The sequence below is a fragment of the Microcoleus sp. S13C4 genome, from assembly GCF_036700865.1.
GTDB lineage: Bacteria > Cyanobacteriota > Cyanobacteriia > Cyanobacteriales > Microcoleaceae > Microcoleus.
The window spans coordinates 1-16681 of record NZ_JAUBPS010000060.1 but is presented as its reverse complement, the minus strand read 5'-3'; the positions used below and the strand labels follow the sequence as shown (position 1 = coordinate 16681).

Here is a 16681-nt window from a genome sequence, read left to right as displayed (position 1 = left end):
CAGCACCCGCAAAAATCGGACTCACGGCTTAGGCTTTGACACAGCTTTTGGTAGCAAGCTGTGTCAGAGGTGCGTGCAAACTGCTCTCCTCATAGGGGTAGCACCCCTATGAGGAGAGCGCTGCTGCCAGCCTGTCGCTGTTCAATGGAAAATTTTCCATTAGACAGACATCTCGAAAAAATATCTAGAGACAAGGGCGATCGCGTATACAAGCAAAAGTGGAAGAGCACGCATCATTGATTTTCGGAGATGTGTATTGGAAATTCCCACGCATGTTAAGTTCAGCCAAATCTGGATCTCGGCCTCCGTGACAATGGAAAATTTTCCACTAGAAATTCCTACGCGAGTCGAACCCAACCAAACCAGAGTCTGAGCCCCTGTGGCAATGGAAAATTTTCCATTGGAAAGGCTGACATCAAGTTTCCATGCGTTAAAGCCACTCCTGGCAACAAGCGATCGGCAGGTGGCTGAGGCGCGATTGCCCTCCGCGCACGCTACCCGATCGCAGTCGAAGGATAAAGTTCGTTACCCCAACATCGAATCGCGAGCAAACTAGCCATGTCGAGATCCAAACGAATCAAAAGAATAGCCATACACCTAACGCCAGAAGAACTTCAACTTGCTGAGACAATGGCTAAAAATCTCCAGGTGAGCGTCAGCAGTCTGTTCCGATACCACACTTTTAAACAACAACATCAACCAGCTTTGTGCCAAAAATTAGCCGAACTTAACCTCCGCCTCAAACCCATTGCCCTTGCTACAGAACAAGCATTATGGATGGGGGAAAAAATTACACAGCCAGCCAACTTTGAGGATCTGATTGAGCAAACTTTGGCACTGCTCAAGCAAGTACAGCAACAGCAAATGAACGTCCAAGTTCTAATGAATTTAAGCGATATTGAGGAAACTTTAGAAGCTCCTAGCGAAAAGTTTTAAAAAAAACATCCACAAATCATCACTTTTTACTACACAACTTTTAAGTTTAGTAAATAATGATTGGCAAGCAGAAAATCGGTAAAACTTTTACTCCATTGCTCAATTACCTCTTCTCCAAAGAAGGAGCTTCACTAATTGGAGGAAATATGGTAGGAGAAAATGCCCAGGAATTAGCTGCGGAGTTTCTCTTTTCCAAACAACTCAACCCTAGAGTTGAAAAACCAGTTTACCATGTGACTTTGAGCGTGCCTTCTGGCGAGTATATCCCTGATGCCAAATGGCGGGCGATCGCTCTTGATTATCTAGAAGGAATGGGACTGGATAAAAACCTATTTGCTATCATCCGCCATACCGACCGCGACCACGACCACATTCACATTGCAGCCAGCCGTATCAAATTAGATGAAAAAGGAACTTGCGTATCCGATAGCTGGAACTATCTACGCAGCGAAAAGTTAATTCAAGAATTAGAAGAAAAGTACGACTTAACACCCGCTGCACGCAGTTTTGATAAAGAACGCCGCTCTCCCACGACAGGCGAACGCCGACGGTTAGCGCGAACCGGAGAGATTAGTGTACGGGAACAACTGCAAACAGCACTAGATCGATCGACCACTGACAGTCCTGCGATCGCTCTTTTGATTGACCGACTCGTTGAACAAGGCATTAGTGTAAAAATAGAACCCACCCCCGCAGGCGAATTAGGCATTAGCTACAAATTAGGCAATATTGCTTTTAGCGGCACTCATTTAGGCAAAGCTTACACCTTCAAGGGGCTGCAAAAATACAGAGGAGTCACTTACTCTGCTAATACTGACAGAAATGTGGAAGCCATTCCCCCATTGCAAGAGCGAAAATTGAACGAAAATTTGGAAACAGAAAACTCTAAACCAAATAGCGACGCTAACACCGATAGTGATACTGATGACTGCGATGAAATGAGGAACAGCAGCATCGAGAGCAATTCTTCACCAATATACTGGCAGAGCAACTCTAACATTGACAGGCCAGAGCGAGAAGGAAGCAGTACAGGGACTTCCTCAGAAACCGACAAAGATTCTCTAATCGCTGAGTCAGAAAATGTAGGCAAACCCGACTCGCCCAACGATCGCGAAACATCGGGGTTCGACTCACTTAACTGGGAGTATGTACGAAGCAATTTGATAGAAAATGCTTGTCTGCCAGTCGAATTAATTGACCTGCTACACGACAGGGGATGGATAGACGCAGACAGCCTGAACCGCCCTGTCTTCCAACTCCGCACCCTTGCAGGAGAGCACAGAGGAACCTGCACTTTAGACGCCAATGGAAAATTTTCCATTGACAGTCATGGGGAAGGCTCACATCAAGCAGGCGACAACAGTGAAAAGGGAGTTTTCTGGATAGCGGTTCAAAACAATATTGAAAGAGCCATTATTGCCAGCAACCCGGTAGAACTCCTGTCTGTAATTGCCTTAGATCCAGATTTCAATAAGAGGCCGACTTTATACTTAAGCATTGATGCGGTTTCTTCGCTGCCAACCGACTTTCTTAAGGGAGTAAAAACTATAGTAGCCGGCTTCAAAGGAGATCGAGACGGCGATCGACAGTCAAAAGAAATTATTGAAACATTCCCTCAATCAAAGCGAATCAATCCAGGCTTTGCCGGCTGGAACGCAATCTTAGCATCTCAAGAGCAAGAAAACGAAAATGGTTTTAACGATCGTGATGAAGCAATCGATTGCAATTTTAGCATAATTTTGGATTAATAAAAGCTCACTATTACTATTTTACGCAGCTTTCATAGGGCCAGGAAACGATGACTGAAGTTAAGCGATAAACAAATTGCTGATTTTCCACCCTTTTCGACTTGTTTGAGCAGTAAAGCCGTCGCTGCAACCCACCTCAAAACCAAACAATATGCTATTTGGAAAAGCACTTTTTCCAAACCTGCTTGTCCAAGCCGTGACTCAGCCTCTATTATCAGTAAGTAGTGTGAAAGAGTGGAAGCACCACCTTAAAATTATGAATCTACGTCACTTACTTCTCTCGACTGCGCCCTAAATCTTCGTGCAACCAGCGAGAATGGAACTCTGCTTTGTTAGAAATAATGGCAGGACTAAAAGCAGTTTATCTTCCAATTTGATTCAGCAATTTGCCATTTGTGAAGTGGCTGCTAGCGCAGCATTATGAATGGCTTGCTAACAAAAATTTGAATCTGAGAAATTCCCAACTATCATCATGAAACTGCATTCACCCATTTGCGATCTGCCAGGGTTAAGCCGAAGCAATTACAAAATGCTAGAAAGGCTGATCCTTACAACTGTACGAGACTTACTGCTCTACTTTCCCCGTGATTACATCAAGTATCGGCGAGTAAAAATTTATCAGTTGAAAGTAGGCAATTCAGTCACGGTTGTAGGTAAAATTCAACATCAGGAAGTAGTCAGTCCGCCTAAAAATTCTAGGCTAACAATTCAGACTATTATTGTCAAGGACAAAACCGGTAAAATAGCCTGCAAGCGTTTCTTCAACCACCCGTACTACCAATCAAAAAAGTGGAGGAACGAGCAAGCCGCCACCTATGTTGCTGGAGGCATTGTTGCTATATCTGGAATAGTCAAAGCCGATCGCTATTGCGGAATGATATTAACTTCTCCTGAAATCCGATTAATCGGTCTAGACGAAGCCAAGAATACGAAAAATTCAATTATCCCCATTTATCCTTTGACAAAGGGAGTTAGCAACGAAATCGTCCAAGATGCAGTAACTTCAGCTTTGGAATCTGCCAACCTGCTAAATGACCCCCTGCCGCAGGAGCTCAGAGGACAACATGGTTTGATGGAATTACAGGAGGCGATCGCAAACATCCACCAGCCCCCAGACGAAACCAAACTGGAAGCTGCCCGCCGTCGCCTGGTATTTGATGAGTTTTTCTATCTCCAGCTATCGTTTATAGTGCGTCGCCACCGGCTTTTGGCGCGATCGGCTCTTACAAAAATAACTCCTGCTGGCCCTCTAATCCAAGAGTTTTACTCTCAACTTCCCTTCTCGCTTACCTCAGCTCAACGTAGGGTCATTAACGACATTCTCAACGACATGACTTCCAAAACGCCGATAAACCGACTGGTACAGGGGGATGTCGGTTCTGGTAAAACAGTTGTTGCTGTCGTTGCTATCCTCGCTGCCATCCAGTCCGGCTACCAAGCGGCACTTATGGCACCTACAGAAGTGCTAGCCCAACAGCATCACAGGAAGATTGCGACGTGGTTTGAACGCCTTGGCGTTTCTGTTCAACTGCTGACGGGTTCTACCAAAACCGCCAAGCGCAGAGAAATTCACGCCCAATTAGAGACGAATGAACTTTCACTATTGGTAGGAACTCACGCGCTGCTGCAAGAGAAGGTCAACTTCAACAAACTCGGTCTGGTAGTCATCGATGAACAGCACAGATTCGGGGTGCAACAGCGGCAGGATTTACTGAACAAGGGAAACAGACCTCATGTACTGACGATGACCGCGACTCCTATTCCGCGTACTTTAGCACTGACCTTGCACGGGGATTTGGATGTCAGTCAGATTGACGAGTTACCGCCCGGTCGTCAGAAGATTCACACGAAAGTGCTTAATAAAAGCGCTTCAGCATACGATTTAATCCGCCTTGAGGTACTTCGAGGTCGTCAGGCGTACATCATCCTTCCCTTGGTGGAAGAATCGGAAAAGCTAGATTTGAGAGCAGCGGTAGCAGAATACGATCGACTCTCAACAGAAATCTTCCCCGAATTTAGCGTAGGATTGCTGCACGGTCGGATGACATCAGCCGAGAAAGATGAAGCGCTCAAATCATTCCGCGACAACAAAACCCAGATACTCGTTTCCACCACTGTGGTTGAAGTGGGCGTGGATGTTCCAAATGCTACAGTTATTTTAATCGACCATGCCGATCGCTTTGGCTTGGCTCAACTGCACCAGTTAAGGGGTCGGGTTGGTCGGGGTTCGCACCGTTCCTATTGTCTGCTGCTCAATACCAGTAAAACAGCAGAAGCTAAGGCACGTCTTGAAGTGTTGGAAAAATCCACCGATGGGTTCTTTATTTCAGAGATGGATTTGCGGCTGCGTGGGCCAGGTGTTGTGATGGGCTATCGGCAGTCGGGAATTTCAGAATTTGCTCTGGCAAATATACTGGATGATGAGGATTTGCTGAATTTAGCTCGTTATATGGCAGTAGCGATCGTCAAAAGTAACCCGAATTTAGAGGGACATCCTTTGATGGTTGCAGAACTCAAAAGACGAGGGCTGACAAGTTGGGATTGCACTCTTAATTAATAGGTTTGCTTAGAGGATATTAAAAAATTATGGTGAACAGAGTGCCAGCCCGATCGAGTATGTCAATATATTGGCTCACATCGCAGGGTTTTGCTTCCCTCCTCTCATCAGCAGTTAAATATAGCTTTCTTTAGCTTTTGAAATATCCTCTTAGCTTTTTATGAGAATATTTTTTTACTTAACCTCAAACAATCTATTAACAGATTTTTTATTTCATAGGATATACTTTTAATTTTATAATTGTATTTTATAATTACTATTGAGGTCGTATTTTGAACGGTTATCTTATCTACCATCCATCTCGTACTAAATCAGTATTCGATAGCATCGTAGTTTATCACGATACTATTGTTGGCAATCAAGATCCATACATTTGGAATTGTAAATTCCTGCATTCCTATTGTCACATTACACAAATGTCTTCCATAGTAAATAATATCAATTTTTGGGTCAGTGGCGATACTTTTCCAAATTTTAATAACCTTTATTGTGATTTGGTATTTATTATAAAGGAAAAAACTTACTGGAAAAATGCTAATACTATAGATCGTACCGATGCTACTATTGATACTGATGAAGCATATCTGGATCACTATCGTTGGGCTTGGCAACATCCTTTTAAGCGTCGTCGCAGATTCACCCTTAAAGCTGATCCAGATAACAGCTTTCAGCCACAGAACGCTTTTCAAGAATTAATTGATATTCTTCCTTTTCTGCTCGAACAAGGACTGACCCTACCTGAAATTCGTCGAGGTATGAGAGCGGGCTTTAATTCTAAACCGTTTAGCCTTAATGCTTCTTTGGCAGCTAATCTTTACTCTTGGTTGGATCGAACCGCAGCTATTAAACTTGAGGGAGCTAAGTTACAAAAAATTCGTGAAAACAACCCGCATTTAGCAAGCCTATAAATTTATTGAAGATTTTAGTATAATTCCTTAATTAACAAAAATTATTTCTTATGTAAGAGTTACGAAATTTAGCCTTAGCCATATAAACAGCTTCCTTAACTTTCCATTGTTTTTGGGGCAGTAACTCTTTAACATTTTGTAACTGAACTAATCCTCTATAATCACCTGTAATTTCAGAAACAACTCTAGCGATCGCCTTACAACAACTATCAGGATATTTGACAACTTGCAACTCAGAAAACCGAATCACCACCCAATTTCTTTCTAAGAAAAACTGATTGCGCTGATTATCTTTATTCCTATCCACACAATGATGAGGCTTTCCAGTTCGCCCATCATAAGGTTCATCAATCTCGATATCTATAGCTAAACCTGTCGGTTGATGAACCAGTATAAAGTCAGCAGTGTAACGAAAAGATGTACCGGGTATAGGAAACTCACCACCCATACAGAAGTCATAAAAACCAGAGAAATAACGACATAAGTAAATAAAAAATTGCTTTTCACTTACCCCTTGCTGTACTCCTCCCTTACTCTGACTTGCTGGCTGCTGAATAATTTCTCTTAAAGAAATATTAAACAGCTTAGATCGTTCCTGCAACAGAGAATTATATTGCTCAGTTTCCTTGTGATTTAGCTGCAAGCGACACAATTGATAACTTTCGTATTTGGATAATTGTTGTTGGTAGTCAGCCAGTCGTTGCTTGTAGCGATCGCGCACTTGAAAATCAACAAACCGCAGATAGGAAAAAGTCGCCACTACACTCACTGACGAACACGTCAGCGATGACCAGAAAGCCATAACACTCATGCCAAACAGCCAGTTAACCAACATTACCACCACAACACTGGCTATCCAAAGTTGAATTACCAGAGAATAACGAGAATTATTGGAAACTGGCGGTCGCGGCGGAAAAGGCATTTTTTTTGTAGAAGAAGCATTTTCTTCCAAAATAGGTATCGGGTTATCCGCGCAGAACTGACGAATTGAATCGGGGATAAGAATAACTGGGTAAAAGCCTCTTATTTGGCTCATGGTTATGCTTTTTGTAGGCGATGTACAAGCTCAAATTATGTATATTTTCAACCTTTAGATTACTAAATATGCGCGTCCTATCACATCATGCCAAGGAATTACACACACCTCTACCTAATTTCCGATGTCATCGACTTATAAATGGGCTAACGCCCACCTTTTTGGGTGAAAATAATAATTTGGTACGCCACTACTTATGCCTACAAATCAGCCCAATAATACACAAAGAATTGCCACAGACCGTCTCAAATCCACGCGGGAAAAACTGACTAGAAAAATCAAATTGGCATTGAAGACTGCAACACCAGAAGAAACTCTGGAAGTGTGGATGCTAATGAAACAGCAGGAACTCAAGAGAACGACTCCTGGGTTATCGGAACAACAGATGGAAAGCGTAGTAAAGTCGCTAATCCTAGAACTAGGCTATGACATCATCGCTACCTCCACTACCTTACCTGCTGCATCGCCAGAACCAGAAGTCCAGACAGATGAAAGCGAAGTGGATGACGCGGATGAGGATAACGATGCTAATTTCACTAATGATGATATTGAAGACGATGAAGATGACCTTTCAGAAGAATTACCCGACATATTTGAAGAAAAAATCCCCTCTCGCAAGCAGCGAGTTCCTGCCTTGAAAAAGGTTGAAACTTTAAGAAATTCTAACCGAAATGGCAGGCATTCTTAAACCCCTAAACTTGAGACGAGGTTTTACACAAATATGTCCCTGCCAAAATGTGAAGCTGATATCCTCATTTCCTACACTAATGCTCATTTAGTTGGAGTAGTGGATTTCAAACCTGACTCCCTAGAACTAATACCAGAGATGCAAAATAAGGAAGTAGGCGATGAAGAAATTGAACCAGACGAACTCACGCCAGGAACCCTAGCCATACTCGCTAGAATTGAAACTTTTGATGAATATTTTCATTGTTGTGGAAGGTGGTAACTAATGTATTTAGCTAAAGATTTGTTAGCCAGATATTCGATACAAGCAGTAGAACTCTGGAATCAATTGGAAACTGCTGAAACTCCCGAAGAAGAAGAGGCTATCCTCAAAGAAATTTGGGAAATTCAGACAGACCAGGAAATTGCTGCTGACACGCAAGCCGAACTAGCAGACCAACTAGATGCTGAAATATGTGCTGTCAAAGCACGCCTAAAGCACTTAGTAGAACTGCATAATCAGGCAATTGAACGACTGGAACGGTGGCGCAACAGTCTAGATAAAACCCTGCTACAATTTCACTCAATGGGAGTAATTCCTACAGAGATTGTGGGGCGCTCGCGTCACATCCGACTCAAGGAAAATCCGCCGAGTTGCGAAGTGTTAATAAATCCTTGTGATTTGCCAACAGAGTACCGCACAGAAAAGCTAGTTGTTACACCCAACAAACGCAAAATCCTAGCTGACTGGAAACAAGGCATTCCCGTTGATGGCACTCGAATTGAGCGTAAACTCAGAGTTGAATACGGAATAGTACCATCAAATCTGACCGCTACCACTGAAGTAATTTCTAATCGTGCATTAAACTCTCAGGAAACTCATTCTACCACACAGAAGACTGGGCGTAAAGAAAAAGCGCTTCCTAAAAACACTGATACTTCTAATAAGAAGGTGAAAGCAAGAGTCGGCTAGCAGAAGGTTTTCAGACAAAAGATTGGGGAGATTTCACTAACCGCAGATAGCTATTATATGCTATCTGCTAACCTTTTTTTGAATTAATCTAGTATAACTATTTCCATGAAAAGACACAATAACCACTCGTTTGACATTTCAACATTTGATAGAATTACTTACCGAGTTTATCGAGGTAAACTTATCATGTTGATTCAGGAAGGAGACAATCACCTTGATATATCTTTTCCCATAAAAGATGGGCGATTATTCGTAATCCTTGGTTCTATGCGAGCCGCTGTCGCTGAAGCAATGACCGATTACTTGGAAATAGAAGCCTACGCCGATGAACCCCTTTTACTACTAAGTGGAGGTTTGAACAAAAATGATTTTAATTAACACCAGTTAGGGGGGCTATCGCCCAGATACACTATGATAAGCTATTAAATAACACCGCTCAAATGAAATGGTTAACACCAAAGAATGTAGTCGTTGCTGCCAGTTTATCGGTAACGAGCGAAGAGCTAATTGAGTATACTCTTCAGTCAGAGGATGAAGAAACCATAGAGGAGAGATTCCAAAAAGTTGGGCTACTATTTGACCGAACTCGCTGGCAAGCTCAAAAACCTTATCTAGCTCTACTCTCGCCAGCTAAAGTTAAAAAAACAGTTGCTACTGAATCATCAACCTTTACGAACGATTTAGACTCCATAGATGATGAAAATTGGGTAGAGGAAGAGGAAGAAAATGCTCTCTCTGAAACCGAAGAATCCAGCAATTTACAATCCGAACCTCAAGAAGAACCTTATATCTTCGATAAATGTATCGTCGAACTGCACCTAACATTTAAACCAGATGATGGTCATTCAGAGGGACGGATTGTAATCATTTCAGCAAGCAGTCACGGCGATTTTCCTGTTAGCCAAACGATAAGGGAGTCATCCTTGGGAGAATTACCGCCTCTTCTAAAAGAACTGCTGAAGGAACTTGTAGCAGATTTTCCCAATCGCCAAGTGCGGCGACAGATTGCTAATGCTCACAACCAAAAGAAAAGAAGCGCTAACCCAAATAAACCTGGAAGCGAAGCAAGTAGCACCACTACGTCTACAACTTCTACAGAGTCTAAAACGACTGGAACGCAACTGACCTTATTTGGGATTTGACCAACATACCTACTTTTGGGATAAAAAAATGACTTCAAAAAAGAAAGTGCTAATTTCCTTCGAGGGACAACAGCATCCTGTTGATGAGGAAATAGCAAATGATGATAACGAACTCCGCAAATTGCTCACAACTTATTACCCCGATTGCGCCAACGCCGACATCATTAGAAAACCTGGAGAATTGATTACAGTAGCCAAACGCAACGGCTCTAAAGGAGTAAAATAACCATGAAAATGACTCCTTTAGAATTCCTCATCAATGCACCAGAGGAAGTCAATCCAGCACTATCTATGTGCCGGAAATTACAACGGTTAGAGCTTTCTGGAGAACTCGATAGCGCGACTATGAAAGAAATGGCGAACGCTATTGAGTTAGCTATTTCTAAAGGGACAGACGACGTGAAAGCAGTTGAGCAAACCAAGGAACGACTGTTAAATAGTCGCTCTGTAGCTGGTGCAGTTCCAATGGGGTTTTAATATGGCTGCAATTTGGAATGCTAAATCCGCTCTGCAAATATTACAGCAGTGCCAACCAATCATCGATTTTAAATCAGCAACCGATTATTTGTTAGATAAACTGAACACCTATCAGCTACTCAGTCTTTATCAACAATTGTTTCCTTTAGAATGGGACAAAAGCCAATCGGAACTCTACTCGGAAGATGAAAATCACAGTCCGAAGGAATTGGAGTTTATTTCGCTAGTTAACGAACATTTATTTCCGATTGACGACATAATTTTAGAGGGCGCTTATGAAGAGCGCCTCTATCAAATTCCTGTCTCACCCAAAGGAATAGACTGGCAAGACCATGAAGAAGGAATTGACGCATTGCGAAGCGGATGGCAGATATTACTGCCGCTTTCGCAGTCAGGTCGGTGGTGGTTGGAATCGGTAGCAGGCGATGAAGGAAAATCGTGGTACGAATGTACGTTTGGATACAGCTTGAAAGACATTGCACATCCCGAAAAAGTTAACTTTAAACTTCTTAAAAGATTAGCCCGTCGCGTTGCACCTCCTATCAGCGATTTGCCTACAGCATTAGCACTCCTTGACTTGGAAACAGGAAATATTTGGCTAGACCAAAGTGTTTGCTGTGAAAGTTACTGGAATCGCAATTTTGAATCAAGACCCTGGACAATTGAAGACATTAAATTCCTAGCTAGTGAATGGAAAAAAGCCACTCAGCTATTAGATAAAGCCTGCGAATTGATTGACTGGATTGAATCTGACCCTAACACCAATTTTTCGCACATCTTAGCATTATGGAATCTGACATTGCATCTGAAATAATTCGAGAGGTACTAGAGGTTGCCCCGCGAAAGTTGTCCGCTATTCAAGCCGAACTTCTCTTTATTGAGGGCGGTACTTACATTTTTCACTATCAATCGGGGGATAGTTCCAAGTACAAATGTCTGTCTCCAGCAACTCTGCGAGCAGCTTTTGCCAATACACCGATTGATTCGGGTTGGATAAACCCTGAATCGGGGATAGTACGTTGGGGAACGGGCAGCGCCGGGGAATGGACAATCAAATTTGTACCACCTCAGAAACACGAAATAAATCTGTTGGAATTAAAGCACTTAATTCCTTTACCAGCAATGGTGTTTTTGGGGTTGAAATCTGATTACTGGGTTTGGGCAATTAAAGGCTCGAAGTTTGACCCGGAAGCAGAAGCTTTTCACGTTCCGCTACCCAATGTTTATTTGCATTCCTATCAATCTTGCGGACGCATCTGCTGGGGAGATAATAAACCGCCTGTTGCTTCGCCCAATAATATTACAAAAGCTTGGGAAATGTTCATCTCTAGTCCTTTCAACGGACATTTGAGTGATGGCAAATCTAGGGCACAACCCAGTGATGTACGCGGACAACTCGAAAAAGCGGTTAAACGTTCATCTTACCCTGTTAAAGATTTAATTGCTACCAAGCAAATAATTGCCAAATTAGTTGCAGCAATAACTGATGATTGAACCAAAAAACCTGAATCCATACAACCTAGAATTGGTCGATTATAAGATTGTCAAACTCGGAGAAAATCTGCCGCCTCAATCTAGCAATATGTTCGAGTATCTGATTGGAAGTAATGGCATCTTTGTTAGGGCGGTTAGACCTGGGTTAGAAGTGATAATTCCGGTAGAACTTTTTACCGCGTCAATCAGAGGATTAGAACAAATCGAACCTTTAGTCCGATTAGCTTCTGGACGAATCCCTCAGCAGATACTCATCCAAATGTGGAAAGAAAGTTGTATCGCTGCACTTGCAGAAACGCCGTTAGAAATCACTTTCCACATTCATCACGAACAAGGAGAGTGGCGGTTGGTAATTCCAGATCAAACACAAAGTTCTGGTAAATGTAGAGCGATTGAATACCGTTTAGATTCTTCGTACATTAACGCCACTGTAGAGGTACATTCGCACAATCGGATGGCAGCTTTCTTCTCAGGTGCAGATGATGCAGATGAAGGAGGTTTCCGTATTTTCGCAGTTTTAGGGAAAGTGACTGAATCGAGTGCTGAAATTATTTGCCGAGTTGGAGTTTATCGGCAATTCTGGCACGTTCCTGCTGACTGGATATTTGAATTGCCTGGTTTCATTGTAGATGTCACAGTTGGCGGAGAAAAAAACGATTTGATTGATAAATTCTACTCCAGTTCTGTTGCGCCATCTTTGTTAGATGACCCTATCGAATTGTAAACAACATTTGGAGATTTACCCCATGTTTAATTATGATTATGTGGAAGCTTCGCCTCTGATTGTTAGACAAGCTGATTCGATTGATTTTTGGCTAATTGGGGCGGGAGGAACTGGTTCCTGGCTGTCGTATCACATTGCACGGCTGGCACGGAGTTTGGGTAAGTCGGGGAAAAAGGTGCAATTTGCGATCGCAGATCCCGATATAGTTGAAGAGGCTAACATCAGCAGGCAGGCTTTCTGCGACAAGGAAATCGGACTGCCCAAGGCGCAGGCTCTAGCATTGAGATATTCTATAGCTTGGGGAGTGGACGCGACGGCTTTCGTGCAGGAATTTGACCCCAAGCTGATTCGCTACGCCTATGACAAACTGACAATCCTGGTGGGGTGCGTGGATACGGCAGCCGGGAGAGCGGCTATTAACCAGGTTCTTGAGTTAAACCAATTCTACAGCCGCTCTGAAATCCCCCGCGTGTGGTATTTGGATTGCGGAAATCATGCAGCAGCCGGACAAATCTTGCTGGGCAGTTCTTTGGAAACTGACCCGGAGTTCTATAATTTTGGGGGACTGGGATGTGCGAGGTTGCCATCTCCGATGCTCCAGGCTCCTGACCTTTTGAAACCGAAACCTGAAGAGTTGACAAATAATCTATCTTGTGCTGAGATGGCAGTGCTGAATGTGCAGAGCGAGAGCGTGAATGTTCGAGTGGCGGCTGAGGCGGCGGATTATTTGTACCGGATGGCTGCGGGCAATCTCAAGCGGTTTGCGACCTATTTTGATTTGGAGAGTGGGACGGCGCGATCGGTTTACATTACTCAGCAGTCTGTGTGCGCGGTGGTAAAAGCGATCGCAAGTGAACCAATAACACCATGCTAACCTGATATTAAGCTTTAAAAAAATGTAGCTTTAGCAATTGAATCTACTATGAGCCCTATCACGATTCAAAACTTTATCGCCTGTCGATCAAATAATTTCAGTTGTCCATGTTTGTCAGCAAATCTCTAAAGTCTGCTATTCCCCGAGCTAATAAACGGTTGATCAAATCCTCTGCTAACCTATGACTGGCCTCATCTCCGCTTTGAAGAGCGGTCAATAGAATAGTGCCGCTGTCCTCCTGATAATAGGAAAAAGACCAGTCCTCGCTTCGGAGTTCATCAGCCATCAAACTCAAGCACTCAACTACAGAGAGCGGCATTAAGGGAGCAAGTGCAACCAAATGAGGTAGCAGCTGGTCATCGTAGTCTATATCTTTAACCAATCTGATAACGTCTTTTAGTTGAGCGATAGCCCAATTGCTATCAAACTTTCCTGAAGCGAACCACCAGCTAAAATATCTCAAATCTAATGCTTGTAAGTTACTTGCTGTTGCATTTTTGACTTGGCTAACACGCCATTCCCAAAGTCTTTTCAATCGTTGGAGCAAATCAACTTCTACCTCAGAATTTCCATAACGTAGCTGCTCTCCAATCTGCCTCATGAACTGTTCATGATGTTGGCCTGAAGCTTTTGCAAAGAATTTTTCTAGCAACATATCAGAATCACCAAGCTCTAAATCCCCATTCCAGTAGAGATATGGTAGGTGTGCAGCTAAAGCTTCATCCGTTCTTGAGGGATTTTGCGATTCGGGAGTAGCAGCACCAATTTGCTCAATGGCATGGTTGTACTCTTTTCTGAGAATTACAAAGATTATAGAGTTAGGATCATACCAGAAAGTAATGTAACCTTCCCAAGCCGCATCCCACAAATCTTGGAAAACCTCGTCTCTAGGAAAAATCCTATTCAAGTTGCGAGTAGTCCAGTTTGAATCGAGATTTATTAGCTGCGGAAACCATGCGCCGTAAACAGAGCGGATTGTGACGGAAGGATCGTGTGCTGGATTCAGATGGCGCTCAAAAACTTCCCGTACTTCAGGAATTTTGTCAAAGCTTAATTCTGCCTGCTCCTCTAGGTTTTTATCTGCCTTTGTATGCCGATTTATCCATAGAGCATATTGGAAAACTGCGTGCATTGCTTTGCCCCTAACAGTATTAACAGCAGCCTCAGCATTTGTGGCATTTGAGTAACGATAGTGTGCCTCAAAACCAGGTGTAACGGAATGATCGTCAGTCAGCTGCTCTAGTATTGTCCAAACCAGATTGCAGAATTCAATAGGAATTTCATTTACCCCTATTGGTTGCAGACCACTTTTGATAAGCGTCACTACTTCGTCGCAGATGTAATTCCAGCCCTGATGCCAATCTGTAACCTGGTCTCGACTTCCAAGTATTTCTGACTTTTGTGTTAGTATCCAAGCGCAAAATTCAAGCGGTTGTAACCAAGAGAATGCCTGCCGTTGTCCGTGAGTTGACAACGCATGAGTCAGACCATTTAAGAATCCGCCCCTATATTGCAAGTCCACTTCTTTGAACTGTTCGATTTCGCTTACAAAAAATTCTGGATTTTGAGCAATAGTTTTAGAAAGCTCCATCGACAGACCCGCACGGGATGGTGTGAATAATCTTCCAGAAGGTTCCCATTCCCTCAAAAAATCGAATAGCTCTGAAATAGTCATGAAAGATAGTTCTTCAGCAGACTTTGGGCTGGTAGGCCCTTGCCATACCCCAGTACCTCTAACAGCCTCTAAAGGCGCAGGAGAACCAAGTTCTGTAACCAACTGCTCATATTGCAATTGCCACTCGCTTGAAAGACTACCACTTAAAATTCCTAGCCTGTCTCGCTGCCATTGTTTTACGTAACCAGTTCTGTCCTCTTCACAAACCTCTAATTGATTGGTTGGCCCTTCTGCAATCCAACTTAGAATTGTCTCCTGTACTTCAGAACCAATGTCAGCAAAACGCTCTCTGAGCAAAAGTGCATATTCATGGCAGTAAAGTATCGACTCATTCAAGCGCGGTTTGTCAGCTAAAGCTTGTGCTATCATGTCGGGAAACTGGTTAGGAAAGCGGCGAAGTAGGTTAAGTCTGATACGATGAAAAATTCGCCAATGATAGCCATCAATAACTTGCAGCAGTGGCGACAATTGCTCGGGAGGATTTCTAGCAATTTGTTCTATAGTCTCCCATACCGCAGTTGCTAAAAAGTTCCTTACGTCATAGGGAACATTTGGCTGATTACTTTCAAAACTGGGATACCAATTATATGAGTAATCTTCAAAAGTTCCAGCCTGGCGAGGTATCTGCGAGAAGACAATAGTATCATTTAGTAAATTGCAGAGAAGTTGGAATGTTTCATTGGCGGCTACTGTTACTAACTTTGGTATGTATTCTGTAAGAATTTTTTTATAAGGGTAGTCATCGCAGCGCTTGCGTATTCCTAGAAGCAGACCATTGCTTTGAGGATTTGGCTGTACATTTAGAAGTTCGCGAACCAATCGGATTGCCGCATCAAGCTGGTGATTGTTTCCAAGATAAACAATCAATTTACCAAATTTTTCTGGTAATCGAAAGTACAGATAATCCTGCTCTTTGAGCCATTCTATTTCTTGCTCTACCCAACGAGCTGCCAGAGCAGGTGGCATTGCAAGGGCTGCTTCAGCCAAATCTTCGTGTACGAAAGCATTTTTTGTTCCTGTTTCTAAAATCTCTAGTGCAATATCTAGAACTTTTGCTGGTTCTTGAGAAGCCATCCGTGCTAAGTAGCGGGACTGAGGCCATTGCCTAAAAAGAATCCTTCCTGTATCTGTATCAACTTCTGGCTCAGGTGGACTTTTGAAAAAATCTTTGTCCCGAAGTTTGTCGATCCATCCTGGGAAAGACAACCGTTCAAAAAAGTAGCTGATAGCTACAAAGCTATTAGGAACATTAAGGCGAAGGTTTTTTAAATCATCTTTTGTAGGTTCAGGCTTGGATAAAAGCTCATTTAGAAGAATATAGACTCTCGAATAGCGAGTTTCAAATTTGTCAAGGATAATATACAATACTTTCTGAATTTCCCTCCAAAATTGTTGGGAGCATCCCGGTTTTGCAAAAGCCTCAAATGGCCAAGAGATCGTTGAGGTAAGCACAACGAAGTTTTAGCATTTG

The 16681-nt window shown here is 42.9% G+C and carries 17 protein-coding genes; 15 read left to right on the top strand and 2 right to left on the bottom strand.

The window, feature by feature from the left end; genetic code table 11:
- Positions 1-558: 558 nt before the first annotated feature.
- From QT996_RS21705 to QT996_RS21690, 4 genes are all read left to right on the top strand, one after another.
- A complete protein-coding gene (locus QT996_RS21705) occupies positions 559-936 on the top strand; it encodes a hypothetical protein (protein ID WP_333048819.1) in 378 nt (125 codons plus the stop codon).
- A 56-nt stretch (positions 937-992) separates the two neighbouring features.
- Positions 993-2684: a relaxase/mobilization nuclease domain-containing protein gene (locus tag QT996_RS21700; protein WP_333048817.1), complete on the top strand. Its 1692-nt coding sequence runs from the start codon at positions 993-995 to the stop codon at positions 2682-2684.
- A gap of 472 nt (positions 2685-3156) precedes the next feature.
- Positions 3157-5241, top strand: coding sequence for an ATP-dependent DNA helicase RecG (gene recG / locus QT996_RS21695; RefSeq protein ID WP_333048816.1), 2085 nt, complete (start codon positions 3157-3159; stop codon positions 5239-5241).
- 416 nt (positions 5242-5657) lie between these two features.
- Complete coding sequence (locus QT996_RS21690) at positions 5658-6149, top strand: hypothetical protein (protein WP_223300929.1); 492 nt, start codon at positions 5658-5660, stop codon at positions 6147-6149.
- 31 nt (positions 6150-6180) lie between these two features.
- Here QT996_RS21690 and QT996_RS21685 read toward each other — a convergent pair whose 3' ends face one another.
- Positions 6181-7185, bottom strand: a complete 1005-nt coding sequence (locus QT996_RS21685) for a hypothetical protein (RefSeq protein WP_333048813.1) — start codon at positions 7183-7185, stop codon at positions 6181-6183.
- 196 nt (positions 7186-7381) lie between these two features.
- Here QT996_RS21685 and QT996_RS21680 point away from each other — a divergent pair, with 196 nt between their 5' ends.
- The 11 genes from QT996_RS21680 to QT996_RS21630 all read left to right on the top strand — a co-directional run bounded on the left by QT996_RS21680 (position 7382) and on the right by QT996_RS21630 (position 13535).
- Complete coding sequence (locus QT996_RS21680; protein ID WP_333048811.1) at positions 7382-7873, top strand: hypothetical protein; 492 nt, start codon at positions 7382-7384, stop codon at positions 7871-7873.
- Between the two features lie 33 nt (positions 7874-7906).
- A complete protein-coding gene (locus QT996_RS21675) occupies positions 7907-8134 on the top strand; it encodes a hypothetical protein (RefSeq protein WP_333048810.1) in 228 nt (75 codons plus the stop codon).
- Positions 8135-8137: 3 nt separating this feature from the next.
- Positions 8138-8824 carry a siphovirus Gp157 family protein gene (locus QT996_RS21670; RefSeq protein ID WP_333048809.1) on the top strand — a complete coding sequence of 229 codons (687 nt, stop codon included), beginning with the start codon at positions 8138-8140 and terminating at the stop codon, positions 8822-8824.
- Between the two features lie 186 nt (positions 8825-9010).
- Entirely contained in the window at positions 9011-9202 is a 192-nt protein-coding gene (locus QT996_RS21665) for a hypothetical protein (protein ID WP_333048808.1), read from the top strand.
- A gap of 62 nt (positions 9203-9264) precedes the next feature.
- Positions 9265-9966: a hypothetical protein gene (locus QT996_RS21660; protein WP_333048807.1), complete on the top strand. Its 702-nt coding sequence runs from the start codon at positions 9265-9267 to the stop codon at positions 9964-9966.
- 28 nt (positions 9967-9994) lie between these two features.
- On the top strand, positions 9995-10192 hold the full coding sequence (locus tag QT996_RS21655) for a hypothetical protein (protein WP_015211755.1): 198 nt from the start codon (positions 9995-9997) through the stop codon (positions 10190-10192).
- 2 nt (positions 10193-10194) lie between these two features.
- Positions 10195-10443: a hypothetical protein gene (locus tag QT996_RS21650; RefSeq protein WP_333048806.1), complete on the top strand. Its 249-nt coding sequence runs from the start codon at positions 10195-10197 to the stop codon at positions 10441-10443.
- A 1-nt stretch (position 10444) separates the two neighbouring features.
- The gene (locus tag QT996_RS21645) at positions 10445-11257 is read left to right on the top strand and encodes a hypothetical protein (protein WP_333048805.1); all 813 of its coding nucleotides are present in this window, start codon (positions 10445-10447) and stop codon (positions 11255-11257) included.
- The gene (locus tag QT996_RS21640; protein WP_333048804.1) at positions 11230-11937 is read left to right on the top strand and encodes a hypothetical protein; all 708 of its coding nucleotides are present in this window, start codon (positions 11230-11232) and stop codon (positions 11935-11937) included. Before QT996_RS21645 ends, QT996_RS21640 begins: the two co-directional genes overlap by 28 nt.
- Positions 11930-12661 (top strand): hypothetical protein, encoded by a 732-nt coding sequence (locus tag QT996_RS21635; protein ID WP_333048803.1) that lies wholly within the window; start codon positions 11930-11932, stop codon positions 12659-12661. Before QT996_RS21640 ends, QT996_RS21635 begins: the two co-directional genes overlap by 8 nt.
- Positions 12662-12683: 22 nt before the next feature.
- Complete coding sequence (locus QT996_RS21630) at positions 12684-13535, top strand: ThiF family adenylyltransferase (RefSeq protein WP_333048802.1); 852 nt, start codon at positions 12684-12686, stop codon at positions 13533-13535.
- A gap of 97 nt (positions 13536-13632) precedes the next feature.
- Here QT996_RS21630 and QT996_RS21625 read toward each other — a convergent pair whose 3' ends face one another.
- On the bottom strand, positions 13633-16662 hold the full coding sequence (locus tag QT996_RS21625) for a hypothetical protein (protein WP_333048801.1): 3030 nt from the start codon (positions 16660-16662) through the stop codon (positions 13633-13635).
- Between the last annotated feature and the right edge of the window lie 19 nt (positions 16663-16681).

Bases quoted from the DNA above. Each gene is read 5' to 3' on its own strand.
- QT996_RS21705 (WP_333048819.1), top strand. From the start codon at position 559: ATGTCGAGATCCAAACGAATCAAAAGAATAGCCATACACCTAACGCCA.
- QT996_RS21700 (WP_333048817.1), top strand. From the start codon at position 993: ATGATTGGCAAGCAGAAAATCGGTAAAACTTTTACTCCATTGCTCAAT.
- recG (WP_333048816.1), top strand. From the start codon at position 3,157: ATGAAACTGCATTCACCCATTTGCGATCTGCCAGGGTTAAGCCGAAGC.
- QT996_RS21690 (WP_223300929.1), top strand. From the start codon at position 5,658: ATGTCTTCCATAGTAAATAATATCAATTTTTGGGTCAGTGGCGATACT.
- QT996_RS21685 (WP_333048813.1), bottom strand. From the start codon at position 7,185: ATGAGCCAAATAAGAGGCTTTTACCCAGTTATTCTTATCCCCGATTCA.
- QT996_RS21680 (WP_333048811.1), top strand. From the start codon at position 7,382: ATGCCTACAAATCAGCCCAATAATACACAAAGAATTGCCACAGACCGT.
- QT996_RS21675 (WP_333048810.1), top strand. From the start codon at position 7,907: ATGTCCCTGCCAAAATGTGAAGCTGATATCCTCATTTCCTACACTAAT.
- QT996_RS21670 (WP_333048809.1), top strand. From the start codon at position 8,138: ATGTATTTAGCTAAAGATTTGTTAGCCAGATATTCGATACAAGCAGTA.
- QT996_RS21665 (WP_333048808.1), top strand. From the start codon at position 9,011: ATGTTGATTCAGGAAGGAGACAATCACCTTGATATATCTTTTCCCATA.
- QT996_RS21660 (WP_333048807.1), top strand. From the start codon at position 9,265: ATGAAATGGTTAACACCAAAGAATGTAGTCGTTGCTGCCAGTTTATCG.
- QT996_RS21655 (WP_015211755.1), top strand. From the start codon at position 9,995: ATGACTTCAAAAAAGAAAGTGCTAATTTCCTTCGAGGGACAACAGCAT.
- QT996_RS21650 (WP_333048806.1), top strand. From the start codon at position 10,195: ATGAAAATGACTCCTTTAGAATTCCTCATCAATGCACCAGAGGAAGTC.
- QT996_RS21645 (WP_333048805.1), top strand. From the start codon at position 10,445: ATGGCTGCAATTTGGAATGCTAAATCCGCTCTGCAAATATTACAGCAG.
- QT996_RS21640 (WP_333048804.1), top strand. From the start codon at position 11,230: ATGGAATCTGACATTGCATCTGAAATAATTCGAGAGGTACTAGAGGTT.
- QT996_RS21635 (WP_333048803.1), top strand. From the start codon at position 11,930: ATGATTGAACCAAAAAACCTGAATCCATACAACCTAGAATTGGTCGAT.
- QT996_RS21630 (WP_333048802.1), top strand. From the start codon at position 12,684: ATGTTTAATTATGATTATGTGGAAGCTTCGCCTCTGATTGTTAGACAA.